Below are 25,965 nucleotides of genomic sequence, written 5' to 3'. Positions count from 1 at the left end.
CGAACGCCTTCAAGGAGTGCCGGATCGCGTTCTCGAGATCGAGGAATTTGCGCTTGAGATTGCGGCGGTGCGTCAGCAGCAGCCGCAGCCGATAGCACGGCGCGGTCTTGATGTGCGCGCGCCGGAACCAGCCAGTGCGCATGATGTGCGCAATCCCAAGCGCGTCCGCACGGTCGGTCTTGTTGCGCTGCGCATGCAGCGCGGCGCGCACGTGCTGGGTCTCCAGACAGATCGCCGGCAGGCCGCGACGGAGCAATTCGCCATGCAGCCACGGCGACAGCGCGCCGGCCTCGTGGCCGACCCGCCGCAGCCGGCTGAGATACGGCGACAGTGCGCCCTTGATCGCGTCCGGGTCGGTCATCACCGCGACCTCCAGCAGCACTGCGCCCTTGTCGTCGACCACACAAATCGCGGTCTGATCCATGCCGACATCCAGTCCGCAGAAGAACTCCATGGCGCGCCTCCTGTGTTGGTGAGAGCGCTCATTCTGCATGGCCGCCGCTGCCGCGTCAGCAGTTGGACGGTCAGGCCGATTACGGACGGCAGGGAGTAATCGGGCGCTTCTCCGCCTTCTGCTCCAACATGATCGTCTCCTCTGCTTGATATTATACGGCTGCACACGAGCGGTCGACAACATGGCATTGGTCCGGCTTTCGTCGTGATCTCGGGGTGATGACCTCTGGTGGTCCATCCAGGAGTTCGTGCTCAGCCTCGCCTGCCAAGCGGGCGCACATGTCGTCGTCGGGATCGCGGGGCAACACAGACACAGTAGCGTGCTCGCCGTATCCGCTTCGATCCATCAAACGGCTCTCTCCGCCAATCAGCGGAAGCTCAGCCAATCTTCTGTCATCGAGCTGTCTGCCAGACGGCGCTCGCCAGAGCTCTCACATTGCGGCGGCGAGCGCCGTCGGGTAGCTTAAATTCGGCTCATCGGCACGTTCATTCTGGGTCGCGAACCGGAAGGCGGATCCGTCAATCCACATGCGATGTTACTGCTAGATTGAGTGCAACGGCCACGACCGCGCGTTTGTGGCCATGCTTGGCTGCGATCGGACACCCCAGGCCTGGATGCGGCACCATTGCTTGGAACGCGCCAGCATTGCGCTCGCGATCTTGTAGAGCACGGTACGAACCTCCCTATCTCCGCACTTCGAGATGTGCCGTTCGATGTCGATCGATGTGCCCGCCGGGATGCGCGGAGACGTCAGTCCAAAGTGCGCACCAACCATCTTGGACTTGCTGAACCGGTGCGGAGCGTCGATCGCCGCCTTGAAGTTCAAAGCCGACACCGGACCAACGCCTGGAATGGCGCAGACGCGCCCGCAGAGCTCGTCCGAGTCAACCATTGGAACCAGCAAGCCGTGCAGCCTCTTGTACTCGGCCAAGTGCTTCCCAGGACCATAACATGCATTCCGCCATGCCTCCAATCAGATGGTCATGAGTCACCAGGTCTCGCACTTGCGCCGTAAACAAGGCCCGCTGAATCCGCGGTTCAACCAACAGACCGAACACCGTCAGCAACTTCCTGATCTCGTTTTCGATGTCGAGCAGATTGCGCTTGAGCGTCCGCCGGTGACCGAGCAGCGACCGTAGATGGCTCTCCGGGCTCTCGACATGGACCGGTCGATACCAGCCCGCGCGCACCAGATGCGCTGGGGCCGCATCATTCTTGTCGGCTTTGTTGCGCTTAGCATCTTCATCAGAACGTTACCGCCTGCGTTGGCAACACGGGTCTGATAACCCACGCACTCTGTCTCGCTTGAATAGGCACGGACATCTGGTGAGTCATTGCGGGGCTCTGATAGCTCCAGCTCACCTGGTTGCCGCTTCGGCAGAAGTGCGCGACTCTATCTCCCGGGTTTTTGTCCCCCGTAATGTCGAACAGGGATCTCAGCGGCCGAGTCTTGGACAGCGTACCGCGGCGTGGCAGCGGGGCTCATCGCCCCGCCTCCGCGTCGGTCTCGCGAATGACGAGGCGGCCATTCAAGGGCAGGCAGATCAACTGGATGTTGAAACCCTTGCCGTCCTGGTGCTTCCAGGCTGCGCCGATCTTGGTCCAGAGGGCATTGTCACCTTCCCCTTCGACCAAATAGACCGCATACGGCGCCAATTTTCTTTCGTTGCGTCTCATCTTGTATACTCCCGTTTGGTCTAACCGGCTGCGCCATTCGCGGCCGGACGGGAATTCCTTGGGAACGAAGGATGAGCGGCAGGGCAAGGAGGCTCCGACCGAGGGCCCCTCCGGGATACGGTTGGATGCCTTGCGCTGACGCGCTTCGGTCCCAAATTCCCCGTCCCACTGGCCGCGCAATAGATGCAGCCTCCAGACGGGAGCAGGCCTAAGACGCAATAGAACCGCGCCAGAATGAGCCTTGTGTGTCGAGCAGGAGAGGAGGACGGCTCCAGGACCATCGAAGCCGTTGGCTCCATCTATAGACAAACTCGAAGTGCCCACCATGGCGGCCGTGCTATAATCGGGTTGAGTTTTTCGAGCGAGACCTCCGATGGCTAAGAAAGCGAAGATCGGGAAGTGCGTCCACTGCCTCAGAGATGGCGTGGAGCTAACGTCCGATCACATGTTTCCACAAGCCTGGTATCCGGACGCGACGCCGGAAAATCTTGAGAAGTGGCAATTTCCGTGCTGCTTCGAGTGCAATCAGCGCTACAGCAAGATCGAAGATGACCTGCTGAACCGGTTCGCGCTCGTGCTTGACGCCAAACATCCTGCATCGCAGGGCCTCGTCGACGCAGCGCTAAGGGCAATCGACCCGAATGCGGGTAGGAACGAGAAAGATGCTGGAGCGCGCGCGGCAAGACGCAGAAAGTTATTGGCCGACACGCTCAAGGGCGAAGCAATACCGGAAGACCAAGTTGTGCATGGTCTCGGCGAGCGTTGGGGACGCGGCAAGTCTGAGCAGTTGGCCATTCAGATCCCACGTGCGGGTCTCGATGCCATGACTGAGAAGATCGTGAGAGGCCTGGCCTATCGCGAGGACGGACGGTTTATCGAACCTCCCTATACCATTCAGACCTTTCTAGATGGAACGGGAGCAGACGTTGCAAGGGAGATGATCAAAAAGGCCGGACAAGCATACAAGCGGGAGCCTGGCCTTGAAATAATCCGTGCAACTGTAGACGGGGATAAGTACAGCGCACTCTACGAAGTAACATTTTGGCAGCAGTTCAAAACTTACGCAACGATTCAGACGGAAGGCGGCAGTCTTAGCGATGTTCCTCACGGCTATCGCGTTCTGAACAGAAACGAACTAGTCCAAACCGGGGACCTCTGGTGTCATCACGGCAAGGTGCACAGATTCTGGCTGCCTATCACGCGACTTGGGAAGCAGGAGTCGTATAACGACTATTGTAGACTTCTAAGCCATTGAGCTCAGACTTGGCCAGTATTGACGAAAGAGTGAACCAGCACTCTGACGAGCCAACACGACAAAGGCCTCAGTCGATGACCTCAGCCGTGTAAATTGCCACGGGTGTCTGAGCCTGCGCTCTCACGACGGGCCAGTAGAACGGCGTACCACGCCAACCCCTGCTCTCATCTCCGTTCTGGCGAAGTAGAAACAATATCGGCTGCGAGACTGCATAAGTCTTCGCCAACTGGCCTTCTGTACGCTCTGAATCCGGCGTCTCGATGTAAGTCGCGTGAGAGCTTTCACTTGCGATTCGCGACGAATTACGATTATCGGCTGCCCAGAGCCAGACCTTGCCACGATCTTCCGGATTAATTGCTTGCTGAGAAAGGTGGGTCAGAGCGGCACGAGCCGCGTCCCAGTCAAATGGCGGCGCGTCGTCCTCAGGGAACTCTAACGTTGGCTCAATGCGATCCAAAAATCCGATTGCAATCTTAAGATCAACCAACACAGCCTGATCAGAGTTGAAGCCACAAAGCTTGCAGACCTCATCGTCAATCGCCTGAATAGCTTTGCCAATGCCACTACTACCCGTCTTATAGCCAGTCTGAAAGCCAATCGGAAGGATGCGTTTGTTGGGCCGCAACGTCTGCGTCGTCGCTATGAGGATCTTGTTCGGGCTGCAGGGCACAATACTGCCATTCGCGGATTTACGAATGAATTGCACCGCACGATCACCTCCTGCCTGGACCGTTGCACGCAAGGAGGTGTCGAACTCTTCCATCTGTGCCATGGCGTACCGGATCGCCTTTGATGTATAGAAGCGGGTCACGGCAAGGTCGGGTCGACGATACCCGTACATTCGAGAGTGCTGCAGAACCGTATCTTGCTGAAACTTGTTGGGCCTCCGGCCGTAGTAGAATCCGATCAAATTTGCCAACGTCACTCCCCGATCCAATACCTGGCCGCCGATGAAGATATTGAGCGGGCTACGGAGTTTTAGCTGTCCGGAACTATCAAGAAGGGCCGCGACATCGTCATCGGAATTGACCTTAGCGATCGTTATGTGCTCATCGGCGAGAGCTGTTTCCGTCGCCAAGAGCACCTCGGAAAGCTCGGGCACTGGCGCTCCATCCAAGGCCAGTGACTTGATAAGATCGCCATAGCTCTCGGAGACCAGATCGGAAAAGATCATATTTTTCTGCAGCGCGGCTTCTCCAAGCTCAGAAACAATTCGCTTGACCAACGTTTCTTGCCAATTATGCGCTTCTCGACTTGCTTCAGAGTGCAACAAAAAGGAATACCGGAGCTTCTTGTCTTTTCCTCCACCGCTCTTGCCGTTGATGCGCTGGATAGTCCCACCGACAATGAAGGTCACAATTGCGGTTCGAAGCCCAACGAGATTCCTAGTCGTTAGAACCTCAGCGAGGTCAAATGACCGTCGATCCTGCTTTTTCAAACGATCGAATTCACGGTGATCGACTGTATGATGAATCAAACTCTCAATGGTGTCCGACTCACTGTGTGAAGACGCTCCGAAATAGACGTCTCCACCGACATATTCAGGAGGCACGGGAACGAGTTTTGTAAACGCCGGTCGTGTCGGTTTAAATTCCGTGACATTCGCCACCTCAATCTCAGTTGGCTGGAGATAGAGCGAGTAAGGCGTTGCGGTCACTTGCAGGAATGACGTCTGATGAATAGCTGTTCGCAAATTGCTGATCTGCAGGGAAATTTGCCTAGCTTCTATCAATCCGGCCTTCTTCGTGTACCCGATGGACGCACTGTCCGCTTCGTCATCGATTATAAGCGTTCGCCTCCCCGCCATCGCAGGGTTGTCGACGAAAAGACTGGTCAAGCGATCGAGATTGTCTGTCTGTTTCTTCGCTACAAAAATGAGTTTTGAATCCAACTCAAATTTTCCGAACTTTTCCGGCGTATGCATGATGTCGTAGATCGCCAGCTCACCGTCATCAATAAACTGCTCAAACTCACTCGTTAGCCGCTTGTAGGTTTGTTCAATTAGCGCCCTCGAGTTCTTACTCAGTATAATCGCGATGTCGTACTTATTATCGAATGCCAAGGCCACCGTACTAATGAACGTCCGTGTCTTTCCGCTTTGAACCTTCCCTAGCAGCATGCCGGGGTGCTCGGCCGAGGTGGATGACGAGAGCAACTCTCGAACGACATCCTCGGCACAGGCAAACGTATCAGCACTAAAAGACGCATTTGCCGCCTTATAGGCCGGATAGAAGACGCCATCCAGATTCAGCATTGTGCCCTTGGTCATCGCGCCTCCTACGTTTCCATTCCTGTGTTGTTTGCAACCGAGGAACCACTTGCCTGCATATGGCGATCCAAAATGTCGTGGACTTCTGCTGGCTTAAACGCCACATCCCAGCACCAAGTACCAAAGCCACCACTAGCATTCACCGCAGCAACCCATTCGCTGAGTGCCTCACGCTTGGCTACGTTTTGCGGACTGTCCTCACCTTTAATTTCCAAAACGAGGGTCTTGCCGTTGCTCAACTTGACCAGGAAGTCGGGTGAATAGCGACGGCGTGATCCGGCCCACAGATAATGAATTTGGAAACCCAAATGATCATTCTTTGCGTACGCATCGATACCATCGCGGGTATCGAAGATATTGGCCGCGTATTGCTCCCACGATGAGTCTCCAACGACATGACTGACGTGAGATCGTACGGTGGGATTGTTGGGTTTGGTCGTGTACCAGGTGCGCATCTGCGCGGTGGAGCCGATGGGATTTTCATCATCGTAAATAGGCTCAAGCGTGGTGGTGTTTTGTTGCTTTACGAAGCGCAGCAGATGCTGAACAATGAGGTCTATGTTTAGCGCGAAGAGAATTCGCCTCCGTAGCGGGTCCTGGTGGAACAGCGACGGGACTTCGATACGGTCCGATTTCAAGAACGCCTCGACCAACTGAATCAACTGGAACGCCAAAAAATCCTCGTTGCCTTTGAAACCGCGCTTGAGCAACGCGAACGCCTTGCGTGCGGCCTGAAAGACCAGGCGCTGCAAACGGAACCCTTCGGGCAATTTCTCCAGGTCAATCGACTTGACCTTGCTCAAGTCCGCAGCTCCGCCCAGCGCAGGTGCAATATCCGCAGAGATAGGCGTCGAAGCAGGATCTAGGCTGAGCTTCTCGACCTGAGCCCAGTCCACCGTAAGTGTCTGACTCACGACCGTCTCGGTGCGAAGGACATTAGGCCACTTGATCTCCAGATTGTTGCGCTCTGGTATGATCTCGATCTGAGTGCTTGGCCGGGGCGGAGGCGGCGGCTCGCCGCCATCACCGATGTCTTCGTAAATAGAAAGTGGCACGCCGAACACATTGACGTATTCCGGCCGAAACAGACCGTTCTCGTCCTTGTCGTAAGTAACCCGACGCAATCCGCGACCAATGACCTGCTCACAGAGTAGCTGCGAGGTGAATGCGCGCAGTCCCATGATGTGGGTCACAGTCTTGGCATCCCAGCCCTCGGACAGCATTGCGACCGAGATAATGCTCTGCAGATTTTGTCCGGCGCCACCGCGCTTGCCCACTGTATCGACGATTTCGCGGAGAAGCTCCTCCTTTTTCAGATCATCCAGTCGAGCCGTTTTTGTCTCAGGAAGGCCGCTACCCTGCACTATTGCTGCCAGCCGAGCCTCATAACCCTTGTCGGCGGCGGAGGCCTCACCGATTTCGGCCTTTTCGAGCACCTTGGAGTCAACCCGCAGCGTCTGCGAAGGAGAGTGCAACTCAGGCCAGTGGGCATCACCCTTGTTAAGATAGTTCTCGATCCGGGCCGCCGTTTCTGTTCGGTTGCATACTGTCAACATAACGGGAGGCGTAAAACCGGCCGCCACCCACTCTTGACGAATTTCGCGCCAATCAGCGGCTAGTAAAGTGTAAGCATCCTGCACAAGCTTTGGCAGCGGCTCCTCAGGCTCGGCCTTACGGTTAAGGTCTTCCGAAACCGAGGGATCGCGGTAGATATGGTAGAGCTTTGAACGCAGTGTCTGCGCATCCGGGAGCGCATCATCACGCACAACTACGCGCGGAGTCTTCACGAGACCCGCTTCGATAGCGTCGTTAAGACCGAAGTCGGAGACGATCCAGCCGAACAGGGCGCTTTCGGTCGTATTCTTGCCGGTAGGCGCGAAGGGTGTGGCCGACAGGTCAAAACAACGATTGATCCGCCGGGTGTTATGGATTCGGTCGAGTCCCTCAATCCAACGCGTCGCCTCATCAAGATCAATACCTTGCTCTTCGGCGTCCTTCTTACTAATCTTGACCTCTGCTGGCTTACGGTAGGCATGGTGAGCTTCATCGTTGATGATAACGATGCCTTTAGAAGCAGCGAGCTTGCCAAGCACCCGCCGACTAAACGCCTCGTCCGTTTCGGCTCCTTTCTTGACGACCGAGCGCTTGGCATCCTTAAGCGGCATCAGTGCGTGCCAGTTCTCGATCAGAATATCGGCCTGGTTCAGCTTCTGACGCAGCGCCTCTGAGGGGCACAATGAATATTCGTCGTAGTAATTGTCCGGCTCGCCCGAGTACAGCACGCGCAGCCGGTCTTTCACAGTAAGGCCCGGCGCTACAATAAAGATGGCGCTGCTGAAATCCTTGTTACGCTTTGGATAGGTCAGGGCATTGAGAACTTGCCATGTAATGATCATGGCCATCACCGTGGTCTTGCCGCTACCGGTCGCCATCTTGTTGCAGACGCGTTCCCAAGGCCCCCCGTCACCGGGAACGAAAATGCCCTGGCGGAATTCCGCCGCCGCCTCGACCCACCAGATGAGGGTCTCGATGGCCTCCAACTGACAGAAGTAGAAGGCGTTCTGCCGAACAGAGGGGTCGTGCCAGTGCTCGAGCAGCCGACGCGTAACGGCCGTGACGCCTGGGTATCCGGCATCGCGCCACTGGTCGACACGGCCACGGATCGTATTTACTAAGTTCAACTCTACGAAGCGCCGCGTATTGTTACGAACGTCAAAGATCTCGTACCCGGCAGGTCGCCGCTCAGGCTTGATTTCAAGTCCGGCAGCACCGGGTACCCAATGCTGCTGCGGGCAGTCAAATGGTGAGTTGATAATGAGAGACTTCGGCTTGGTCACGCACTCACTCTCATCGGTTCAGGGGAATGACTTTGAGCGACTCAATGCCGCGATCATCGACAATTTTCACGGCAACACACTGGTTTTCACCAGCCTCAAAAGGCAAGGACACTGTGCCGTTGAACTTGTCCAAAAGAGACTCGTCCAGTTCGGCGCGGATCGTTTTCTTCAGCCGCTGCCAGCCGTCCTTTTTGCCCGCTATGGGGAAGAAGACCTGATGCGGGAATAATGACCGCTGATCGTAGTCGGGGTCCAGAGACCACATCGCGATTCTGTTCTTGCCACCCGACACGAGCTCACCTTGCTTCGTATCAAAATAGTCAAACCCGTGCACTTCGACCTGCCAACGCCCATCAGCTAGTGCCCTGAGCTCTACATCAGGCTGCCCCATGAGCCAGAAGCTTTCGTTGCTGGCGCGCCCCTTTTTCAAGTCCTCGGTCAGGAGGTCAGTGTTCATCTGTACCCGCAGCATGGTCACTCCGGGCCAATTGATCTCGTCGATATCCTTCGCGGCCTCAGGATCAAAGGCGAAGGCGCAGAACACCACGAATTTCGGCGAGGGTCGAAGTTTCTCGGCATCCTTGAGCGCCAGTTCGACTTGCCGCTGTTCGAGCGCGGCATGTTCGGGACCAAAGCTGACGACGACGCGCTCGCCAGTGTCGAGCGCTCCGCTCGTATGCAGATTTCTCAGGCCGGGTATCGTCTCAAGTTCGGCGAACTTTAGCTTTTGGCCGCCCTTTCCACGAACGCCAGCCTTCATAAGCTCGTCGCGCCAAGAGCTTTGACGTGATGTTTCTCCAGTTCGCACAATTGATGCGTGTGAGGAGTGTGAAGGCTGTGCCTTATCGAGGCTAATGACGGTGGGGTTTGGGACAGCTTCTACACTGAACGGACCAACGATCCTCTGCCGGTTCCTGTCAACTTCAGGATCATCATAGAGCACCTCCTGTTCGGCATGAGCAGTGATAGAGCTATCAATTTTGCTTTGGAGAGCACGTCGCGCATGATGGAATTGCTCAAAGGCCTCTTGAGCATTCGCTGGCCATTCGTTTGGCCACTCAACAGGTACTTCCCATTCTTCCAAAGTGTCTTCCGCAGAAAGTCGAAGCTTTTTGTCCTTTCGGGTTCCAGTTAGGACGGTGAAAGTCGGTACGGACTTCAACTGCTGATTTAGAGCGTCGAGCGCCTTAATGACGGCCGGATGAAGTGCATCGAAAATCTCGTCAATCTCCGGATTATTCGCGATTGACTTCAAAGTCACGTGTGGAACTGTCTTATAAGAGAAGCCGCCTTTGAGACCCTCGTGAGGATAGCGCAGCGTGTAGTAGTCGTAGCTTGCCGTCATCAAGCGCTGCTTAGCCAGCGTGATGGCCACACGAGAGGTGTCGCAGGTGATCCAGCGTCGCCCCCACTTCTCCGCAACAAAAGCAGTCGTTCCGGAGCCGCAAGTCGGATCAAGAATCAGGTCACCAGGATCTGTGGTCATAAGAAGACAGCGCTCAACAAATTTGGCGGCCGTCTCCACCACATACTTCTTACCCTGCGCAGCAGGCTTATCGGTCCAGCAATTCTCATATTGGGAAAGAGGGAAGTCACGGTTAAACTGCTTGTAGTAGGGGTCTTTCCCTAATAAGAAGAGACGGTTTGCTCTGATCAGCCGCGCCATTCCTTCGGAGTTGCTCGACCAACTTTTGTTGCCCGGCGGCGGGAAGCGCTCACCTTGAAATTCCAGATCGAAGGTGCAGGATTCAGTAAAGCCTGATGAGGTCGCATTCCGACGCCGGTATACCGTAGTCCGGAACCGCTCTGAGTCTCTCGATGGCTCCTCTTCGCCGGGAAAAAGATCGAAGAAGCGATACTCATTGTCGTCGGCAATATTGCGTGGCCGGTAGATGCCGCGAAATTTCATTTGGGCGCGGCTCTTGGCGTACCAGAGCAGGTGATCATAAACGCGGGCGACGCCTTTTTGCCCAAGCGGATCGGTGGCCTTGAACGCGATCTGAGCGGAGAAATTTTCTGCTCCGAACACCTCATCGAGAAGCTGGCGGACAAGGTGGAGGTTTTCATCTCCGATCTGCACGAAAATGCTGCCGGAGGCATGCAGAAGAGATCGCGCCATCAAGAGGCGATCGCGCAGGTAGGTCAGATATGAGTGGATCCCAAGCTCCCAAGTATCCCGGAAAGCTTTGATCATTTCCGGTTCTTGGGTCAGATCCGCATCAGCACCGTCCTTTACATCCCGCTTGTTCGTGAAGGGTTGAAAATTCGAGCCGTACTTAATGCCGTAAGGTGGGTCGATGTAGATCATCTGAATCTGCCCAGCCATACTCTCCTTTTTAAGAAGGGAGTTCATGATAAGCAGGGAGTCTCCAGCAATAAGCCGGTTCGACCAACTTTTCTCGTGCTTGTAAAAATCGACCGCTTGCCGAAGGGGCAGCGCTTCAAAAGGAGCGTCGAACAAACCGGGCTGAACCGGTCGCTCAACCGTTCCCTTCTCGCTTTTCATCTTCCGACGAACGGCGGCCAGAATGGACGCAGGATCAATCCGCTCGTGAACGTGCAAAGAAACAGTATCAACCTCGAAAGACGTACGCTCGGCCCTGCCGGTCCAGTTCAGGTAGGGCAACTGCAACCGCTTCAGTTCAGAAAGCGCTGCGTGCATGGCTTCTTGATCACCACTCTCCAGCGCCTCATCGATGAGCGCCTCAACTCGACTCCGGGTGCTGTCAAACTGAAGGGCAGGATCAATGTGTGGATCATATCGCCATACTGTCTTGGGCTCGTCCGGATCGTTCTCCGGGTGAACCATGCCCACTTCAGGATTGTTGACCCGCTTGTCGGGATGCCGATAGCTGACAATCTGTGCGGGTGCGTTCGGCGCCTTCGACTTCTTAGACTTGGGCTTCTTGGCCTTTGGAGTCGGACCCGCGGGCTCATCCTGAACTTCTAGCTCGAAGTCGTCATCTACGTCATCGTTCTTCCCGGCCGCCATCTGTAGGTGATTTCCCCGTCCATTGAGTCGTTTGCGGTCGTAACTCTATGTGAACGTTTGCGAAATCGTCCAGCTATTTGTGGCCGGCAATCTGCATATCCAAGGTTTTCAGTACTTTACTCCATCGCCCACAGGCTGTATGGCCGCGCAGAGTCGCGGTCAGCACGCGTAGACCTCTTGAGCGCGACTCGCTTGAGTGCCCACGACGGTTGCGATCCTGCTGTGAAAACCTCGGCTAGTTCGGTTTGGAACAAAAAAGAGCGCCTTTGCGCTAAAGCGAGCCACGCGGCTCGTAGAGCGGGCCCTACGGACCCTTGAAGGGACGCGTCCGATCACCGATCCTCGCTGTTCCGTCCCTTTACAGATGCTCCGCAGCATCAGGATCAACCGCACGTTCATAAGCAGCGGACAAGAAGGAGGTGGACGATTGGCGACCAACAAATCTCCGCCGCCTGGATTCACTGCGGATCGCGCGGCGCTCTCATACTTGGCCGATTGTATTCAAAGCTCGTCGATCCTGCGATAAAGAAAGTCGGTACTTCAGTTCAAAATGTGGATTTGCCAGATTGGCGGAAATTCTAACCGCAAAGTCCTGAGCAGCCTCAGCCGAACCCATGAAGCGCGCACCCTCGCGAATCGACATGTTGCCACTTTTGCCAGTTGTATTTGGCCTTGGCGAAATCGAGGCGGCCGCGGCGATCGGCGTCTCCGCAAGCAAGTTCCGCGCGCTCGTCAAAGAAGCCCGGATGCCGCGGCCTCGGCGAATTGACCGGCGCTTTGTCTGGGACGTTGATGAGCTGCGCGCGGCGTTCAAGGCTCTTCCTCATGAAGGAGAGAGCGAAGGATCCGATACATGGGCGGACGTGGTGTAATCCGGTTGAAGTATGTTCACGCATTTCGTGATCGTCAGGGCCGCATGCGCTACTACTTCCGCCGCGACGGAAGGCGTACGCCCCTTCCTGGCTTGCCCGGCTGTCGTGAGTTCATGGACACATACGCGGCGCTGTTGGCCAACAGGCCAAAGCCTGCTGAGCTACGACGGGCAGCCGCTCCCAAGACCTTCGCCGCACTCGCGATCCTCTATTACGGCTCCCCCCAGTATCGGTCGCTGTCCACTTCCAGCCGCACTAACTATAGGCGAGTGATCGACGGCTTCCTTGAAGAGCACGGTCACCGGCGTGTCGATCAAATGACGCGAGAGCATGTCGACATCGTCATCGGCAAGATGGCCGACAGGCCGGGAGCCGGCATTATCTTGCTGAAGCGGATCCGAACCCTGGTCCGCTACGCCATGGCGCTGGGATGGACCGATCGAGATCCAACTGCCGGTGTGCGGGGCTACAAGTCGAAGGAAATCCATACCTGGAATGAAAGCGAGATAGCGGTCTTCGAGCGCCATTGGCCGGAAGGCACCCGGGAGCGTCTGACGTTTGCGCTGCTCCTCTACACGGGTCAACGCGGGTCAGACGTTTATCGGATGACGTGGGCAGACATTTCAGGAGGTGCGATCCGCGTTGCACAGCAAAAGACAGCCGCGAAGCTCACCATTCCGATCCATGAGGCGCTGGATCGCGTCCTTTCGACTGCGAACCGTAGCCATTCGACAATCCTGGCGACGGCTTATGGCGAGCGGTTCTCCGTGAAGGGCTTCGGCCAGATGATCTCGGCCGCCATCCGGGAAGCAGGGCTCCCCCAACGCTGCAAGGCCCATGGGCTCCGAAAAGCCGCCGCGCGGCGACTAGCCGAAGCCGGGTGCTCCGCAAGCGAGATTGCGGCGATTACCGGGCACAAGACGCTAGCAGAAGTTGAGCGCTATACGCGCGCGGCTGACCAGGAGCGGCTGGCGAGACAGGCGATCCAGCGGCAGTCCAAAAATGAAAGTGGCAAACCGCCAATTGGCGAAGTGGCAAACTCCACCGATGAAGCCTTGGATATCAATAGTTTAGCTTGGAAAATGGCGCTCCCTAGGGGAATCGAACCCCTGTTTCAGCCTTGAGAGGGCCGCGTCCTAACCGCTAGACGAAGGGAGCGTGAGGTGAACCGCATAGCCTTGAACGCGCCGCGCCGCAAGACGGCAGATGCAAATTTCATGGCCGGCGTTGCGGAACGGTCGTCGGCGCCGGCCTCACGGCGCCTGGAGCTGGGCCATCAGCGCGGCGCCGGCGGCGGGGTCCATCCGATAGATCACGGTGCCGGCCATGGCCGAGGTGAACCTCGACTTGGGCTCCAGCAGCTCGCCGTGGCCGCCGCCGATGAAGGCCTGGTTCAACAGCACCTGGCCGGGCGGACCATAGGGCGTGATCCCCAGACTGAAATAATAGACCTGTCCGGCCTGCACTTGCACCTCGGTGTCGTAGGCCGTCGAAATCCCGCTCTGGACCGAGAGGGTGTGGGTGCCTGCGGGACGATCGACGAACAGGTAATAGCCGTTGCGCAGCACGCCAACGGATTTGTCGTCGATCTTGATCTCGGCGGTCGCGGCGGTACCGCCCATGGCGCCGACCAGGCCCTTCTCGCGCAGGAAATACAGCCGCGCCATCCGGCCGTCGCGCTGCTTGGTCTGCGATTCCAGCGCCGACGTGGCGGCGCAGGCGGTCAGCAGCAGCGCCGCCGCCAGCAGGCTCAGCGCGCGCGAGAGACGTCCGGTCATTCCACCCCACTCCAGAGTTCCCTGGAGGAGTTTAGAGCAGAGATGGAACCGGGGGACAATGATACCGGGAGTTGCGGAGCGGCTCCGTGCGCGGGATGGTCGATTCGCGGCAGGAAGCCGAGGCGGCAGAGGCCCCATGGTTCGAGACGCGCCGCTTGCGGCGCTCCTCACCATCAGCCGTCAGTGGCGGAGCGGCCGCTGCACACTGGAGCCTACGCTGTCAGCGTAGTCATAGAGAGTAACCTTGTGGAGAAGCAGGAAGCCAATCGACCTCGCCGCGGGCGCGATGGCCGTGACTGCGCCCTCGCCCCTTGTGGGAGAGGGCATGGATGATCGCGCAACGATCTCGGTCGGGTGAGGGGTCTGCCTCAACGAGTTGCAATCGCGGAGAGAACCCCTCACCCGACCGAGCCTGCGGATCGGCCGGCGCTGCCCTCTCCCACAAGGGGCGAGGGCGCTGCATCGCGAAGCGGTGCGGAGGTTGCAGGCCGGTTCGAACGATATCATCAGAGGAGACCGCCGCAGGCAGTCGTCTCGAAGGCGGCGGCGGGAGGATGGGCTCCGCCCCTGCCCTTACGGCTCCACCGCGAAGCGGAGGCGGCCGGTGGGTTTGAGGGTTTTGGCGTCGAAGGTGCGGATCTCGGTGGCGCCCCCCACATCCAGAGTGACGGCCAGGCGGTCGCCGGCGGTGCCGGTGGAAACGATGCGGGCGCCCTTGGGCAGCATGGCGGTGAGGTCCGGGCCTGAAGCTGTGCTTCCCTCGCCGCGGAAAAGGCGGTAGCCGATGGCGACCAGAAGCACGGCGATCGCGATCGAGGTGGTCACGCCCGCGATCATCATCATGCGCCGCAGCCGCGCCATCAGCTGGGCCTGCTCGGGCGAGGACGGCTCGGGCGCAACGGTAGTATTCATGGACATCTCGACTTCACAATCCCACGGTCTGATGACGGTCATTGTCGCCGGCGACGAAGGCTCGCCGCGGCTCGATCGCGTGCTGGCAGCCAGGCTGCCGGAGCTGTCGCGATCCCGGCTGAAGGCGCTGATCCTGGCCGGACAGGTGTCGCTCCGCGAGGCGGCGGTGCGGGACCCCGCTTATCACGTCACGGCCGGCGACACGATCACAATCGACGTGCCCGACGCCATCCCGGCCGAGCCCGCCGCCGAGGCGATCCCGCTGACAATCGTCTACGAGGACGACGACATCATCGTCATCGACAAGCCTGCGGGCTTGGTGGTGCATCCGGCCGCCGGGCATGAGACCGGAACGCTGGTGAACGCGCTGATCGCGCATTGCGGCGCCAGTCTTTCAGGTATTGGGGGGGTCAAGCGGCCGGGCATCGTGCACCGGCTGGACAAGGACACCACGGGGCTGATGGTGGTCGCCAAGAACGATCACGCCCACGCCTCCTTGAGCGCGCAGTTCGCCGATCACGGTCGCACCGGCGCGATGGAGCGCGGCTATCTCGCCTTCGCCTGGGGCCTGCCGCACCGGCCGCATGGCACGATCAACGCAGCCATCGACCGCCATCCGCATGCCCGCGACAAGATGGCGGTGCGCCCACGGGGGCGCGAGGCCATCACCCATTACGAGGTGATGGAGAGTTTTACCGGCCGCGACGGCAAGCCGGTGGCCTCGCTGATCGCCTGCCATCTCGAGACCGGGCGCACCCACCAGATCCGCGTGCATCTGGCCCATCTCGGACATCCGCTGATGGGCGACGCCGTCTATGGCCCGCATTTCAAGACCAAGGCGAACCAGCTGGCGCCGGGGGCGCGGGCGGCGCTCGACCAGTTGGGGCGGCAGGCGCTGCACGCCTATCTGCTGGTGATCGAGCACCCGCGCACCGGAGAAATCATGCGCTGGGAATCGGAGCTTCCGGAGGATCTTTCTCTCTTGGGCGAGGCCCTCCGAGCGGCGCTATGACGCAGGACGTTCAGAAAAACGCAATCATGTCAAAATCTTAATGCGGCCACACGGGGTCGTGACCCCCGGAATCCTTCCACGGAGGGCGAATTTTGGTGTATGTTGCGCCTGCGTCGAATGGTCGACGCATGGAACGTCGCAAACCGGCCGGCTTTAACCAAGCGACCGTTTTGCCTGGCCCGCCGCTATCGGGGGCCTGAACCAACTGGAGGGCGCTCGATGGCCCGTACAGCTACACTACCGGTTCTCAACGGAGAATCCGGCCTTGCTCGCTACCTCTCCGAGATCCGCAAGTTCCCGATGCTGGAACCGCAGGAGGAGTACATGCTCGCCAAGCGTTGGCGCGAGCATGACGACAGCGACGCAGCACATAAACTCGTGACCAGCCACCTCAGGCTCGTGGCCAAGATCGCCATGGGCTATCGCGGCTACGGCCTGCCGATATCCGAAGTCGTATCGGAAGGCAATGTCGGCCTGATGCAGGCGGTGAAGAGGTTCGAGCCCGAGAAGGGCTTTCGCCTCGCCACCTACGCCATGTGGTGGATCAAGGCGTCGATACAAGAGTACATCCTGCGTTCGTGGTCGCTCGTGAAGATGGGCACCACCGCGAACCAGAAGAAGCTGTTCTTCAACCTGCGCAAGGCCAAGAGCAAGATCTCGGCGCTGGATGAAGGCGATCTGCATCCGGATCAGGTCAAGCTGATCGCGAAGCGCCTCGGCGTGACCGATCAGGACGTGGTCGACATGAACCGCCGCCTCGGCGGCGACGCCTCGCTGAACGCGCCGATCCGCGACGACGGCGAAGCGGGCGAATGGCAGGACTGGCTGGTCGATAACACGCCCAACCAGGAAGCCATCATGGCCGAGCACGAGGAGTACGACCACCGAAGGCAGGCGCTCAACGGCGCGATCGGCGTGCTCAACGCCAGGGAGCGCCGCATCTTCGAGGCGCGGCGCCTGGCCGACGAGCCGATGACGCTCGAGGACCTGGCGGCCGAGTTCGGCGTGTCGCGCGAACGCGTCCGCCAGATCGAGGTGCGCGCGTTCGAGAAGGTGCAGTCCGCCGTCAAGGGCGCCATCGCCAAGCAGGAGGCGGCGGCGCTGGAGGCCGCGCACTAGACGCGCGCGGCTTGCTTGAAGGTGGTTTTGGATGCGATCGGAGCCGGCGGAAACGCCGGCTTCTTGTTAGTTGAGGCTAGTCCGGCATGGCGCGCGCGAGCTCGGCGAGCGCACAGCCCTCGCAATAGCGGGCGTCCTTGTAGTCGATCCAGTTGTGCGCATAGATCCGCTCCCGCGGGATCTGATAGCGCAGCCGGAGCAGCTTCGAGAGGATGCGCCACGCCGCGATCTGGGCTTCGGTCGGAGGCGCGGTGACGTCGGGATAGTTGCCGGCGAACTCCACGCCGATGGAATTGTCGCGCACGACCTTGCGGTAGGTGGGGCCGTTATCGATATAGCGGTTGTCGTTGCGATTGGCGCCGTCGCCGTGCAGCGTGACCAGGGTTTCCGGCACCGCCCAATACACCGTGCCATCGGTTTCCACCCACAGGGTGACGCCGCGCCGTTTCGGGTTCTTGGCCTGCGCCAGCGCCCCCGCCCGCGCGGATCCCGCCGGGCCCTCGGTCTGGTGGACGATGATGTTGGTCCAGGGATGGGCCTTGGCCGGCTCGCCCCACGGCGCCAGCCAGACCATCTTCAGGCCGGGAATATCCGGCGTGCCCGATGACCGGGCGAGCGCGGCGAGATCCTCGGCCATCGCTGGCCGGGAGAGAAGGAGAAGCAGCGCGAGCGCTGCCTGGAGAGAGTTCAAGACCGGCCTCATGGCCGAACGATAGCACCGACTACTCCGCCGCGGCATCGTGCCGGGGTTGGGATGTGACGATCGCCTCGACCTGATCCGGCGCCAGCGCCGGCGTGTCGTGCTGATAGACCGCAAAGCCGTTCTTGCCGTCCTTCTTGGCCGCATAGAGCGCCTGATCCGCCCGCGCCATCACCCGGTCCGGGAACGCGCCGACATCCGGCGTCCACTCGGCGACGCCGATGGAGACCTCGATCGGAACGTCGGCGCCGGCACAGGCTTCGGCATCGTCGCGGCAGACCCGCAGTATGCGCCGCGCGATCATCGCGCCCTCGCGCAACGACGAGGACGGCAGCAGGATGCAGAACTCGTCGCCGCCGGTGCGGGCCAGCATGTCACCGGGCCGCAGCCGGGTCTGCGCCATCAGCGTGAAGTGCTGCAAGCAGGCGTCGCCTGCCGCATGGCCGTGGGTGTCGTTGATGAGCTTGAAGCCGTCGAGATCGATCACCAGCAGCGCAAACGGCTTTCCGGACCGCTCCGCCCGTGCGCACTCCTCGGTGAGCCGCTGCATCAGGTGACGGCGGTTGGCGACGCCGGTGAGATCGTCGAGCAGCGCGAGATCGGCGACCTCGTTGCGCAGCCGGTCCACCGCCATCAGCAGGAACCCGAAATTCAGCGACATCGACAGGAAGATCAGCAGCAGCACCGCAGCCGCCTGGCCGCTGGTTGAATGGCTGAAATTGAAATCGGCGCCCATCAGGGTCGCGATGGGCCGGGCGGCGAAGACGGCGATGATCAGGAGCGACAGCAGGCCGGCCAGCCGGGCGCCCGGATTGACCGGCCCATGACGCGAGTCCAGCACCAGCCGCGCGATCATGGCCATCGGAACGGCCTGCCCCAGCGAGTAGCACAGGATTCGTAGCGGGCTGCTGTCGTAGGCGTAGAAGAAGAACGCGATCGACGCAAAGGTCAGACCGACGACGATAAGGCTCAGCCGCCAGGAGGCCTTCCGACCATAGAAGCGCTCCACCCCCATTGCCGCGAGGCAGATTGCGAGGGTCATCAGCGAGCCGCCGGCGAGCAGCGGCGCGAACGAGCCGAAATAGAACCGACCGAGCGCGAACAGCGCGGCCGGCGCACACATGAAGGCTGATGCCGTCCAATAGCGGGCCGAAACCAGGTTGGGATAGCTGCGCATCACATAGGCCCAGATCAGGCCCAGAGCGAGGAAGTTGACCACGAAGGCCGTCCACAGCGTCGGAACGTTCAACATCCCGGCCGCAGGACGTCACGAGTCCTGTCCCCAATGATCAATAACGCAGCGCTCATGACCTTCCCTGTGGTTCGCGGTAACATGAGCGCCGCGCACTTAATGCTTCCTCAATTGCGCAACCAAGATTGCGCCTTGGTTTTGAATCAATGAAGACATCATTTGCCCGGCGTTAACCGCGCCGCACCGCGCCCGGGGCCCGCATGGCGCTGCTGAGTGCAGCGAGCTGTGGATAAGCGCAGGTGCCCTGGTGACGGCGTAAGGCAGAGCTTCGCGAATCTGCTGGGATTGCGTCCCGAGGCTGATGCATGGCTGGCCTGCGCCAGCGAGGCCTCGAAGTCGCGTTGCAATCCATCAACTCCTGACGAGGATTCCATGGCGAAGAAGGCGAAGAAGGCCGCGAAGGCGACCAAGAAGGCGGCGAAGAAGACCAAGAAGGCCGCCAAGAAGAAGTAGTTGCACTCCCCGGGTGGGAGCGCGGCTTCCACCCGGTCTCTGCTGGTGCCGCGTCCTCCGCCTCACCCCGCGATCGCCGCTCTTCGCGCTTTCAGAAATGGGATCAGCGACCCGGGCCATCAAGGGGGACGACCTTCCTATTCCCCGAGCCTCCGCTGCAGCTCCGGCGCGCGCTCCAGCGTCACCTCGGCCTCGCGCAGCACGTCGAGCGGCGCCCATGGCTTGCTCCAGAACTTGGCATTGCCGGGCAAGGGTTGCGACAGCGGCCGTCCCGAGGTGACCACGATGTTGATGTGGGGGTGACGCGCACGGGCGATGTGCGCGAGCTCGACGCCGCTCATGCGGCCGGCGAGATTGACGTCCGTCATCAGCAGCACGACGCGATGGCCCGGCTTGTTCAGGATCAGCTCGGCCGCCTCGGCGCTCTCGCACGCGATGACATCGTAGTCGCTCTCCTCGAGCAACAAAGCGATCATCTCACGCTGGGCCGGATCATCCTCCACGATCAGCGCCGTTGCGCGAAAGGGCTGCGACTGTCCCATGCAATACCTCCAAGAATCTGTCTTCCCAAAAAGCCACGTGGGTTAAAAGCAAAGCTGCCGGATGGTTCGGTTCCAATGCGAAAAAGTGACGCAATGCGCGCAAGACTTTTGGAACCGGCACATGCGAGCGAACGATCAGGGGGAGGACACGACGATGACGGCACTTCACGGAGCGGCGGCGGTGACGGGCGCGGCCGGCGGCATCGGCCGGGCGCTGGCGCTGGAACTGGCGGGGCGCGGCTGCGACCTCGCGCTCGCCGATCGCGACGAAGCGGGGCTGGCCAGTGTGGCGGCCGAGCTCGCATCGCGCGGCCGCAAGGTCACCACCCACCGGCTCGACGTCAGCGATCCCCCGGCCATCGCGCAATTCGCCGATGCCGCGACGGCCGCGCATCCGTCGCTCAACATCGTCATCAACAATGCCGGCGTCGCGCTGTTCGGCGGCTTCCATGAGATCGACCAGGCCGAGATGGAGTGGCTGTTCAACATCAATTTCTGGGGCGTCGTGCACGGCACCCGCGCCTTCCTGCCGCATCTTTCGCGCCAACGCGAAGCGCACATCGTCAACCTGTCCTCGATCTTCGGCATCATCGCGCCGCCCGGCCAATCGGCTTATGCGGCGGCGAAGTTCGCGGTGCGCGGCTTCTCCGAAAGCCTGCGTCATGAGCTTGCGATGGCCAACAGCCCGGTGAAGCTCTCGGTGGTGCATCCCGGCGGCGTCGCGACCGCGATCGCGCGCAATGCCCGCGCAGGCCACGGCATGACCGACAATGCGCGCCGCGTGCAGGCGATCGAACGCTTCGAGCGGCTTGCGAAAACCAGCCCACGCGACGCCGCGCTGCGCATCATCGCAGGCATCGAGCGCAACGAGCCGCGCATCCTGATCGGCGGCGATGCGCGCTTCATGGATCTGTTGCAGCGGTTCATGCCCGGCACCTATTGGAAGGTGATGGCGAAGCGACTGGAGAAGGCGGCCGCGAAGGACGCGTGAGCTTGCGGTCGAGCGAAGAAAGCCTCGCGGCGCGTGAAGCGTCCGAGCTGTGCCATTCGCCGCCCTCCTCGAGAGGGAGGGCGCAGGGAGAGCCAGGCCTCGGCTGAGGCCTGCGGCCCGCGTGCAACAAGAAAATGCACGCGGCGGTTACCACAGGTTCAGCCGGACAGACCCGGCCCTCCCTGCGCAATGGGTTGACGCCTTATACGTGGTCTCCCTGGTGCACCGGGCTTGTTGGCCACCATGCGCGACAACGCGCTTGCGCGCATTGCGCGGGACACCAGCGTCGGGGTGTCGGGACGCCACGATTTCGGCGTGCGCATCGCTCCGTTCGTCGGCGCGGACTTGGCCACGCTGCGGAGCTCTACGCCCATCGCATCCAACGGCCCACGCCTCGTGACGATCGCGAAACGCCCCTCCGGCGGGCCGGGACGAGCGGAAATGTGCGGCTGATTTGCCCGACGTGGCAAGGGCGGATGCTGCGACAAACTAACACGACGGGCAATTGGCGCAGGGCGGGTATGTGCCGAGATCTCTCGCAGCATCATTCCGGGGCGTGCGAAAGCGCGAGCCCGGAATGACGGCGTGGGCGGGGTTGAGCGCTGTGGCCAGACCCGAAGCTGTCATCGCCCGGCTCGACCGGGCGATCCAGTATTCATAGCCGGTCGTTGTCGAGCTGAGAGGTCACGGTGTACTGGATGCCCGCCTTCGCCTGCATGACAGCGAGGGGGAGGCAATCCCCTGCCCTACCTCCCCATCAGCTTATCCGCGTAGTAGCCGATGGTCTTGCGGTAGATCACCGCCCTGTTCCACTCGCGCATCGCGTCGAAGTTCGCCGAGCCCTCGTCATAGGGCTGGCCCATCTTGAAGCCGCTGGTCTTCAGCAGGTTGGCGGTGGAGGCCAGCACGTCGGCGGTGGAATGGCGGAGATCGACGCGGCCGTCGCCGTCGAAGTCGACGCCGTATTTGATGTAGGAGGACGGCAGGAACTGGGTCTGGCCGATCTCTCCGGCAAACGCGCCGACGAGGTCGCGCAGGGTGAGATCGCCGCGCTCGACGATCTTGAGCGCGGCCATCAGCTCGCCCTGGAACAGCTCGGTGCGGCGGCAATCATGCGCCAAGGTGGCCAGCGTGCGGATCACCGGCAGCTTGCCCATGTCGCCCTTGCCGAAATCGGTCTCCAGCCCCCAGATCGCGACCAGGATCTGCCGCGGCACGCCGTATTGCTGCTCGATCTTCGACAGCAGCGCCGCGTGCCGCTGCAGCATCGCCCGGCCGCCATTGATGCGTCCGGCACCGACACGGGTCGAGACGTACTGCTCGAAACTCTTGTTGAAGGTGTAGCGCTGGCGGCGGTCGAAGGCGAGCACGGCCGGATCGAGCGTCACGCCCGACAGCGCCTGGCTGATCGTGCCGGCCGACACGCCGGCGCTCTGCGCCTCCGCGGAGAAGTTCACGATGAAGGTGTTGAAGTCGCCGCCGCAGCGCGCGGCGAAAGCGGGAGAGGCAAAGGACAGGATCGCGACGGCAACGAGGAAGCGGACAACGAACATGAGGAGAAGGGTCCCTGCATGAGAGCATGATGACGGCAGGCCGGCGGACGTCGTCACAATGCCTGATTTGGCGGGAGCAGGCCAGCCGGTGGGCGACAGCCGCCGAACCGCATCCTGTCGTCATCTTTTTTTGAACGGTCGGTGGTCCCGTCGCCACTCATGCAAGGCGTGCCTCGTCCGACGTCGCGTCGTTTTTCGCGCGCCGATCCAAGCGCGCGTTCTGAAAACCACGAGCGTTGGCGCCACTTTTCGGGAGAGGTCCCCATGACGATGATGTTCCGGCTCGGCACACTGGCACAGCTCACCTTGGCCGCGGGCCTGATGTGTCACGGCCTGGCGCCCGCAGCCGCTCAGCCCGGCGATGTGGCGGGCGCAAAGGATTACCCCGGGATCGGCCGCTTCGCCGGCAGCGTGATCACCGGCTATGTCGCCAAGGATTTCGACGCGGTGCGACTGCAGGCGGCACCGTTCAAGGCGGACAAGGCGACGGACGAGCGACGCCTGGAGGGTCGCGTCGTCAGGATCGCCTATCGCACCGCGCCGGGTCCCTCGATCCTCGAAGTGTCGCGCAATTTCGAGAACCAGCTCGCCAAGGCCGGCTTCGAGACGCTCCTCGCCTGCGACACCGATGCCTGCGGCGGCATTCCCTTCACCGAGGCGATCGACCTGCTGCCGGTGCCACAGATGTGGGCCGACGGCTTCGACTACCGCTATTTTGCCGGCCGCAAGCAGGCCGGCGGCCGCGAGACCTTTGCCAGCGTGCTGGTCAGCCAGAACAACCAGCAGATCTACGCCCAGCTCACCATCGCCGAGCTCGGCGCGATGGAGAACAAGATGGTGAGCGCCGCCGAGATGGCGAAGGGCCTCGGCGACAAGGGCCACATCGCGCTCTACGGCATCTATTTCGACACCGACAAGGCGACGATGAAGCCGGAGAGCCGGCCGACCCTGGAGCAGATCGCGCAGTTGCTCGCCGGCCAGCCGCAGCTCAGCGTCTTCATCGTCGGCCATACCGACAACCAGGGCAGCTACGACTACAATCTCGATCTGTCGCGGCGGCGCGCCGAGGCGGTCGCCGCCGAGCTGGCGCGGAGCTACCGGATTGCGCCGGCGCGGCTGCGCACCGCGGGCGTCGGCCTGCTCGCTCCGGTCGGCAGCAATGCCACCGATGCAGGTCGCGCCCTCAACCGCCGCGTCGAACTGGTGGCGCCCTGAGACGGTGCGCGCCGGCGCGGCCGCTTGATCCTCGTCAATACCGTGCCATCATGACTCCCTAAGCTTCGCGGCCGAAATGGAGACGACGCCATGATCGGGATTACGCTGTCCGCCGACCAGATCCGCTCGGCGCCGCCGGAGGTGCGACGCTGGATCGAGCATCAGGTGCTGTCGGGTCTGGGGCTCGGCCCGGAGGCGCCGCCGACGCCTGCCCTCCCCGCCCAGAGCGCGCATCTCGTCGCCTGCAGCGTCGAGGATGCCGCGAAGGTGCTGGCGCAGATCCAGAGCGCGCTGCCCGCGGTGAACGTGTTCTTCGAGTTCGCCCGGCCGGGAATCGCGATGGGCCAGCCGCCGATCATGATGTTTCGCCTGATCGACATCCTGCATCACACGCGGCTGCAGAACATCGGCCAGGTGATGGCCTCGCTGGAGATGATCAACAAGGCGCTGGTCGAGGTGCGGCACGATCCCTCGGTGCGCTTCTGCGGCTTCGACAATGAAGGCCACTGCCTGATCGCACCGGAGACGCAACGTGCCATCGCCAGCGTCTGGCAGAGCGTGATCGCGAGGCAGCACGGCGTCGCCGAGGGCGAGGCGGCGTGAGGGCTGAGGCTGAGGCTGAGGCTGAGGCTGAGAGGCGCGACTGAGGCCGCTGGTCGGTTCAAGGCCTTCATTGAACGGCGGGCGCTCTTGCCTTGCTTTGTCATTCCGGGGCGCCCGAAGGGCGAGCCCGGAATCCATAGCCACGGGCGGCCGTGATGAGACACAGCTGCCGCTCCAGCATGCGCCACGCACACAGTCGTGGTTATGGATTCCGGGCTCGCGCTGCGCGCGCCCCGGAATGACGACAGGCGAGTGCGTCGCAGGAATCATGCGCCGTTGGGGATGACAGCTCTTCCGAGATGAGGGACTCAGACGACGACCCGCCGCCTTGCGCCGATCACTCATGCCCGCTGTCCCAAAACGATCCGCCTTCGCCGCGCCACAGCCATGTCCGCTCCGGGCGGCTCCGGCCTTGAGCGCGCCGCGATCGGTGCTACGCTTGCGCTGATCGTTCACGATCCCTCGGGAGATCGCCGATGCAGCACAATCAACGTCAGCGCCGATTGCTCCAGATCCCTCTGTTCCGCCTGCTCGCGATCAACCTTGCGCTCGGCCTCGGCATGGCCGTGGTGCTGGTCGGCGGATTGCTGCTGCTCGATCCCTGGGGCCTGCGTCACCTGATCTTCGCCGACCACTCGCCCGGCGTCGCCATCGGTCTCTTGCTCGGCTCGTTCTTCGTCACTTTCGGCTCGACCGCGATGGGCACCGCGATCATGGCGCTCGGCCGCAGTGATGATGACGACGGCCCGAGCGGCGGCACGCGGGTGCCTGCGCGGGCGAAGGTGCGGGGACGATAGAGGGGCGAGTCGCTGCCCCACCCGCGGTGGGCTCCCCTCCCCCTTGCGGGGAGGGGTCGGGGGTGGGGGTCTCCGGGCGCTGAACTCAGCGAGGTGCTCTCGACAAGACGTGCGAGCATTCAATTCGATTGCCGTATCCCTTGGAGATGCTCTGCGAGATCAGTGCGCCTCAGCGGCAGCGGGACTCGTGGACCCCCACCCCCGACCCCTCCCCGCAAGGGGGAGGGGAGTCGACCAAGCTCGCGGCGAATGCGGTGGCTCGCGCGAGCACGTCGCTCACCAATGCCCCCTCCGCCTGTTCCAGGCGAACAGCACATCGGCAAACCGGTCATAGCCGAACCGCGTCAGCGGCCGCACCAGGCGGTTGCCGAACAGGGTCGCCAGCCAGCCCTCGCCCGGCGTCAGCGCCCACAGCAGCAGCGCCACGTCGGCGCCGGTGATCAGTTCGCCGTCCTCGTCGGTCGCGTGCAGGCGGCGGCGGACGGCGTCGACATCGGCGCCGAACGCGGCCAGCGCGTCGGGCTGCTCGTTGATGTCCTTGAACGCGACCCGCCCCGACTTGACCAGCGCCAGCAGCTTGTTGCGCTGCCAGTCGATGCCGGCATCGCAGACCGGGCAGCGCGTGTTGTACCAGATGGTGAGTTGGGGCATCGACATGGGCTGCGTTCGCGGCGGGTGAGAC

24 protein-coding genes and 1 tRNA gene are annotated in these 25,965 nt (G+C 61.3%); 11 read left to right on the top strand and 14 right to left on the bottom strand.

Going from position 1 to position 25,965, the window contains the following annotated elements; all coding sequences use genetic code 11:
* Both HL666_RS29865 and HL666_RS34340 read right to left on the bottom strand, forming a co-directional pair.
* A partial coding sequence (locus HL666_RS29865; protein WP_172185104.1) for an IS110 family transposase occupies positions 1-454 on the bottom strand: 454 nt, incomplete at its 3' end.
* Between the two features lie 541 nt (positions 455-995).
* Entirely contained in the window at positions 996-1,385 is a 390-nt protein-coding gene (locus HL666_RS34340; protein ID WP_246741657.1) for a transposase, read from the bottom strand.
* 52 nt (positions 1,386-1,437) lie between these two features.
* Here HL666_RS34340 and HL666_RS34335 point away from each other — a divergent pair, with 52 nt between their 5' ends.
* Positions 1,438-1,593, top strand: coding sequence for a hypothetical protein (locus HL666_RS34335; RefSeq protein ID WP_246741656.1), 156 nt, complete (start codon positions 1,438-1,440; stop codon positions 1,591-1,593).
* Between the two features lie 343 nt (positions 1,594-1,936).
* Here HL666_RS34335 and HL666_RS29855 read toward each other — a convergent pair whose 3' ends face one another.
* The gene (locus HL666_RS29855) at positions 1,937-2,131 is read right to left on the bottom strand and encodes a hypothetical protein (protein ID WP_172185102.1); all 195 of its coding nucleotides are present in this window, start codon (positions 2,129-2,131) and stop codon (positions 1,937-1,939) included.
* A 373-nt stretch (positions 2,132-2,504) separates the two neighbouring features.
* On the opposite strand from HL666_RS29855, the gene HL666_RS29850 reads away from it, so the two are divergent.
* Positions 2,505-3,386 (top strand): HNH endonuclease, encoded by an 882-nt coding sequence (locus HL666_RS29850; RefSeq protein ID WP_172185100.1) that lies wholly within the window; start codon positions 2,505-2,507, stop codon positions 3,384-3,386.
* Between the two features lie 67 nt (positions 3,387-3,453).
* Here the strand turns inward: HL666_RS29850 and HL666_RS29845 are convergent, their stop codons facing one another.
* From HL666_RS29845 to HL666_RS29835, 3 genes are read right to left on the bottom strand one after another with little or no spacing between them, the layout of a single operon-like run.
* Positions 3,454-5,655 (bottom strand): Z1 domain-containing protein, encoded by a 2,202-nt coding sequence (locus tag HL666_RS29845; protein ID WP_172185098.1) that lies wholly within the window; start codon positions 5,653-5,655, stop codon positions 3,454-3,456.
* Between the two features lie 8 nt (positions 5,656-5,663).
* A complete protein-coding gene (locus HL666_RS29840; RefSeq protein WP_172185096.1) occupies positions 5,664-8,492 on the bottom strand; it encodes a BPTD_3080 family restriction endonuclease in 2,829 nt (942 codons plus the stop codon).
* 10 nt (positions 8,493-8,502) lie between these two features.
* Positions 8,503-11,484 (bottom strand): site-specific DNA-methyltransferase, encoded by a 2,982-nt coding sequence (locus HL666_RS29835; protein ID WP_172185094.1) that lies wholly within the window; start codon positions 11,482-11,484, stop codon positions 8,503-8,505.
* Between the two features lie 614 nt (positions 11,485-12,098).
* On the opposite strand from HL666_RS29835, the gene HL666_RS29830 reads away from it, so the two are divergent.
* Together HL666_RS29830 and HL666_RS34655 are read left to right on the top strand one after the other, a co-directional pair.
* Complete coding sequence (locus HL666_RS29830; protein ID WP_246741655.1) at positions 12,099-12,356, top strand: helix-turn-helix transcriptional regulator; 258 nt, start codon at positions 12,099-12,101, stop codon at positions 12,354-12,356.
* Entirely contained in the window at positions 12,338-13,480 is a 1,143-nt protein-coding gene (locus HL666_RS34655) for a tyrosine-type recombinase/integrase (protein ID WP_172185123.1), read from the top strand. Before HL666_RS29830 ends, HL666_RS34655 begins: the two co-directional genes overlap by 19 nt.
* Here the strand turns inward: HL666_RS34655 and HL666_RS29820 are convergent.
* The 3 genes from HL666_RS29820 to HL666_RS29810 all read right to left on the bottom strand — a co-directional run bounded on the left by HL666_RS29820 (position 13,440) and on the right by HL666_RS29810 (position 15,046).
* A tRNA-Glu gene (locus HL666_RS29820) sits at positions 13,440-13,514 on the bottom strand. The two genes, HL666_RS34655 and HL666_RS29820, sit on opposite strands and share 41 nt — an antisense overlap.
* A 95-nt stretch (positions 13,515-13,609) precedes the next feature.
* On the bottom strand, positions 13,610-14,134 hold the full coding sequence (locus HL666_RS29815; RefSeq protein WP_172185092.1) for a DUF2846 domain-containing protein: 525 nt from the start codon (positions 14,132-14,134) through the stop codon (positions 13,610-13,612).
* Positions 14,135-14,707: 573 nt separating this feature from the next.
* Positions 14,708-15,046: a hypothetical protein gene (locus HL666_RS29810; protein WP_172185090.1), complete on the bottom strand. Its 339-nt coding sequence runs from the start codon at positions 15,044-15,046 to the stop codon at positions 14,708-14,710.
* A 31-nt stretch (positions 15,047-15,077) separates the two neighbouring features.
* Between HL666_RS29810 and HL666_RS29805 the strand changes: the two genes are divergently transcribed.
* A complete protein-coding gene (locus HL666_RS29805) occupies positions 15,078-16,058 on the top strand; it encodes an RluA family pseudouridine synthase (protein WP_172185121.1) in 981 nt (326 codons plus the stop codon).
* Positions 16,059-16,277: 219 nt separating this feature from the next.
* The gene (rpoH, locus tag HL666_RS29800; RefSeq protein ID WP_172110542.1) at positions 16,278-17,177 is read left to right on the top strand and encodes an RNA polymerase sigma factor RpoH; all 900 of its coding nucleotides are present in this window, start codon (positions 16,278-16,280) and stop codon (positions 17,175-17,177) included.
* 76 nt (positions 17,178-17,253) lie between these two features.
* Here rpoH and HL666_RS29795 read toward each other — a convergent pair whose 3' ends face one another.
* Positions 17,254-17,880 carry a peptidoglycan recognition protein family protein gene (locus tag HL666_RS29795; RefSeq protein ID WP_172185088.1) on the bottom strand — a complete coding sequence of 209 codons (627 nt, stop codon included), beginning with the start codon at positions 17,878-17,880 and terminating at the stop codon, positions 17,254-17,256.
* A gap of 19 nt (positions 17,881-17,899) precedes the next feature.
* Complete coding sequence (locus HL666_RS29790) at positions 17,900-19,129, bottom strand: diguanylate cyclase (protein WP_172109866.1); 1,230 nt, start codon at positions 19,127-19,129, stop codon at positions 17,900-17,902.
* A 225-nt stretch (positions 19,130-19,354) separates the two neighbouring features.
* Between HL666_RS29790 and HL666_RS34330 the strand changes: the two genes are divergently transcribed.
* Positions 19,355-19,582 carry a hypothetical protein gene (locus tag HL666_RS34330; RefSeq protein WP_246739089.1) on the top strand — a complete coding sequence of 76 codons (228 nt, stop codon included), beginning with the start codon at positions 19,355-19,357 and terminating at the stop codon, positions 19,580-19,582.
* Positions 19,583-19,719: 137 nt separating this feature from the next.
* On the opposite strand, the gene HL666_RS29780 is transcribed toward HL666_RS34330, so the two are convergent.
* A complete protein-coding gene (locus HL666_RS29780) occupies positions 19,720-20,124 on the bottom strand; it encodes a response regulator (protein WP_172109867.1) in 405 nt (134 codons plus the stop codon).
* 154 nt (positions 20,125-20,278) lie between these two features.
* Here HL666_RS29780 and HL666_RS29775 point away from each other — a divergent pair, with 154 nt between their 5' ends.
* Positions 20,279-21,115, top strand: a complete 837-nt coding sequence (locus HL666_RS29775) for an SDR family NAD(P)-dependent oxidoreductase (protein ID WP_172133916.1) — start codon at positions 20,279-20,281, stop codon at positions 21,113-21,115.
* Positions 21,116-21,861: 746 nt separating this feature from the next.
* Here HL666_RS29775 and HL666_RS29770 read toward each other — a convergent pair.
* Positions 21,862-22,668 (bottom strand): lytic murein transglycosylase, encoded by an 807-nt coding sequence (locus HL666_RS29770; RefSeq protein WP_172185086.1) that lies wholly within the window; start codon positions 22,666-22,668, stop codon positions 21,862-21,864.
* Positions 22,669-22,938: 270 nt separating this feature from the next.
* On the opposite strand from HL666_RS29770, the gene HL666_RS29765 reads away from it, so the two are divergent.
* From HL666_RS29765 to HL666_RS29755, 3 genes are all read left to right on the top strand, one after another.
* On the top strand, positions 22,939-23,883 hold the full coding sequence (locus HL666_RS29765; protein ID WP_172185119.1) for an OmpA family protein: 945 nt from the start codon (positions 22,939-22,941) through the stop codon (positions 23,881-23,883).
* Positions 23,884-23,973: 90 nt separating this feature from the next.
* Positions 23,974-24,486: a hypothetical protein gene (locus tag HL666_RS29760; RefSeq protein ID WP_172109870.1), complete on the top strand. Its 513-nt coding sequence runs from the start codon at positions 23,974-23,976 to the stop codon at positions 24,484-24,486.
* A 476-nt stretch (positions 24,487-24,962) separates the two neighbouring features.
* Entirely contained in the window at positions 24,963-25,283 is a 321-nt protein-coding gene (locus HL666_RS29755; protein ID WP_172185084.1) for a hypothetical protein, read from the top strand.
* Positions 25,284-25,559: 276 nt separating this feature from the next.
* On the opposite strand, the gene HL666_RS29750 is transcribed toward HL666_RS29755, so the two are convergent.
* Positions 25,560-25,934, bottom strand: a complete 375-nt coding sequence (locus HL666_RS29750; protein WP_172133957.1) for a thiol-disulfide oxidoreductase DCC family protein — start codon at positions 25,932-25,934, stop codon at positions 25,560-25,562.
* Positions 25,935-25,965: the final 31 nt, after the last annotated feature.

Origin of the sequence: Bradyrhizobium aeschynomenes (assembly GCF_013178945.1) — a bacterium.
GTDB classification, from domain to species: domain Bacteria; phylum Pseudomonadota; class Alphaproteobacteria; order Rhizobiales; family Xanthobacteraceae; genus Bradyrhizobium; species Bradyrhizobium aeschynomenes.
Note: the sequence above shows the minus strand (reverse complement) of the source record. Positions and strands in the feature narration are given on the sequence as shown.

What these genes read in the sequence shown, in the direction of transcription:
- HL666_RS29775 (WP_172133916.1), top strand. Translation starts at nt 20,279, where the DNA reads ATGACGGCACTTCACGGAGCGGCGGCGGTGACGGGCGCGGCCGGCGGC.
- rpoH (WP_172110542.1), top strand. Translation starts at nt 16,278, where the DNA reads ATGGCCCGTACAGCTACACTACCGGTTCTCAACGGAGAATCCGGCCTT.
- HL666_RS29815 (WP_172185092.1), bottom strand. Translation starts at nt 14,134, where the DNA reads ATGACCGGACGTCTCTCGCGCGCGCTGAGCCTGCTGGCGGCGGCGCTG.
- HL666_RS34335 (WP_246741656.1), top strand. Translation starts at nt 1,438, where the DNA reads ATGAGTCACCAGGTCTCGCACTTGCGCCGTAAACAAGGCCCGCTGAAT.
- HL666_RS29805 (WP_172185121.1), top strand. Translation starts at nt 15,078, where the DNA reads ATGACGGTCATTGTCGCCGGCGACGAAGGCTCGCCGCGGCTCGATCGC.
- HL666_RS29770 (WP_172185086.1), bottom strand. Translation starts at nt 22,668, where the DNA reads ATGTTCGTTGTCCGCTTCCTCGTTGCCGTCGCGATCCTGTCCTTTGCC.
- HL666_RS29810 (WP_172185090.1), bottom strand. Translation starts at nt 15,046, where the DNA reads ATGAATACTACCGTTGCGCCCGAGCCGTCCTCGCCCGAGCAGGCCCAG.
- HL666_RS29795 (WP_172185088.1), bottom strand. Translation starts at nt 17,880, where the DNA reads ATGAGGCCGGTCTTGAACTCTCTCCAGGCAGCGCTCGCGCTGCTTCTC.
- HL666_RS29845 (WP_172185098.1), bottom strand. Translation starts at nt 5,655, where the DNA reads ATGACCAAGGGCACAATGCTGAATCTGGATGGCGTCTTCTATCCGGCC.
- HL666_RS29830 (WP_246741655.1), top strand. Translation starts at nt 12,099, where the DNA reads ATGAAGCGCGCACCCTCGCGAATCGACATGTTGCCACTTTTGCCAGTT.
- HL666_RS29750 (WP_172133957.1), bottom strand. Translation starts at nt 25,934, where the DNA reads ATGCCCCAACTCACCATCTGGTACAACACGCGCTGCCCGGTCTGCGAT.
- HL666_RS29755 (WP_172185084.1), top strand. Translation starts at nt 24,963, where the DNA reads ATGCAGCACAATCAACGTCAGCGCCGATTGCTCCAGATCCCTCTGTTC.
- HL666_RS29790 (WP_172109866.1), bottom strand. Translation starts at nt 19,129, where the DNA reads ATGTTGAACGTTCCGACGCTGTGGACGGCCTTCGTGGTCAACTTCCTC.
- HL666_RS29780 (WP_172109867.1), bottom strand. Translation starts at nt 20,124, where the DNA reads ATGGGACAGTCGCAGCCCTTTCGCGCAACGGCGCTGATCGTGGAGGAT.
- HL666_RS29850 (WP_172185100.1), top strand. Translation starts at nt 2,505, where the DNA reads ATGGCTAAGAAAGCGAAGATCGGGAAGTGCGTCCACTGCCTCAGAGAT.
- HL666_RS29760 (WP_172109870.1), top strand. Translation starts at nt 23,974, where the DNA reads ATGATCGGGATTACGCTGTCCGCCGACCAGATCCGCTCGGCGCCGCCG.
- HL666_RS29765 (WP_172185119.1), top strand. Translation starts at nt 22,939, where the DNA reads ATGATGTTCCGGCTCGGCACACTGGCACAGCTCACCTTGGCCGCGGGC.
- HL666_RS34655 (WP_172185123.1), top strand. Translation starts at nt 12,338, where the DNA reads ATGGGCGGACGTGGTGTAATCCGGTTGAAGTATGTTCACGCATTTCGT.
- HL666_RS29835 (WP_172185094.1), bottom strand. Translation starts at nt 11,484, where the DNA reads ATGGCGGCCGGGAAGAACGATGACGTAGATGACGACTTCGAGCTAGAA.
- HL666_RS29855 (WP_172185102.1), bottom strand. Translation starts at nt 2,131, where the DNA reads ATGAGACGCAACGAAAGAAAATTGGCGCCGTATGCGGTCTATTTGGTC.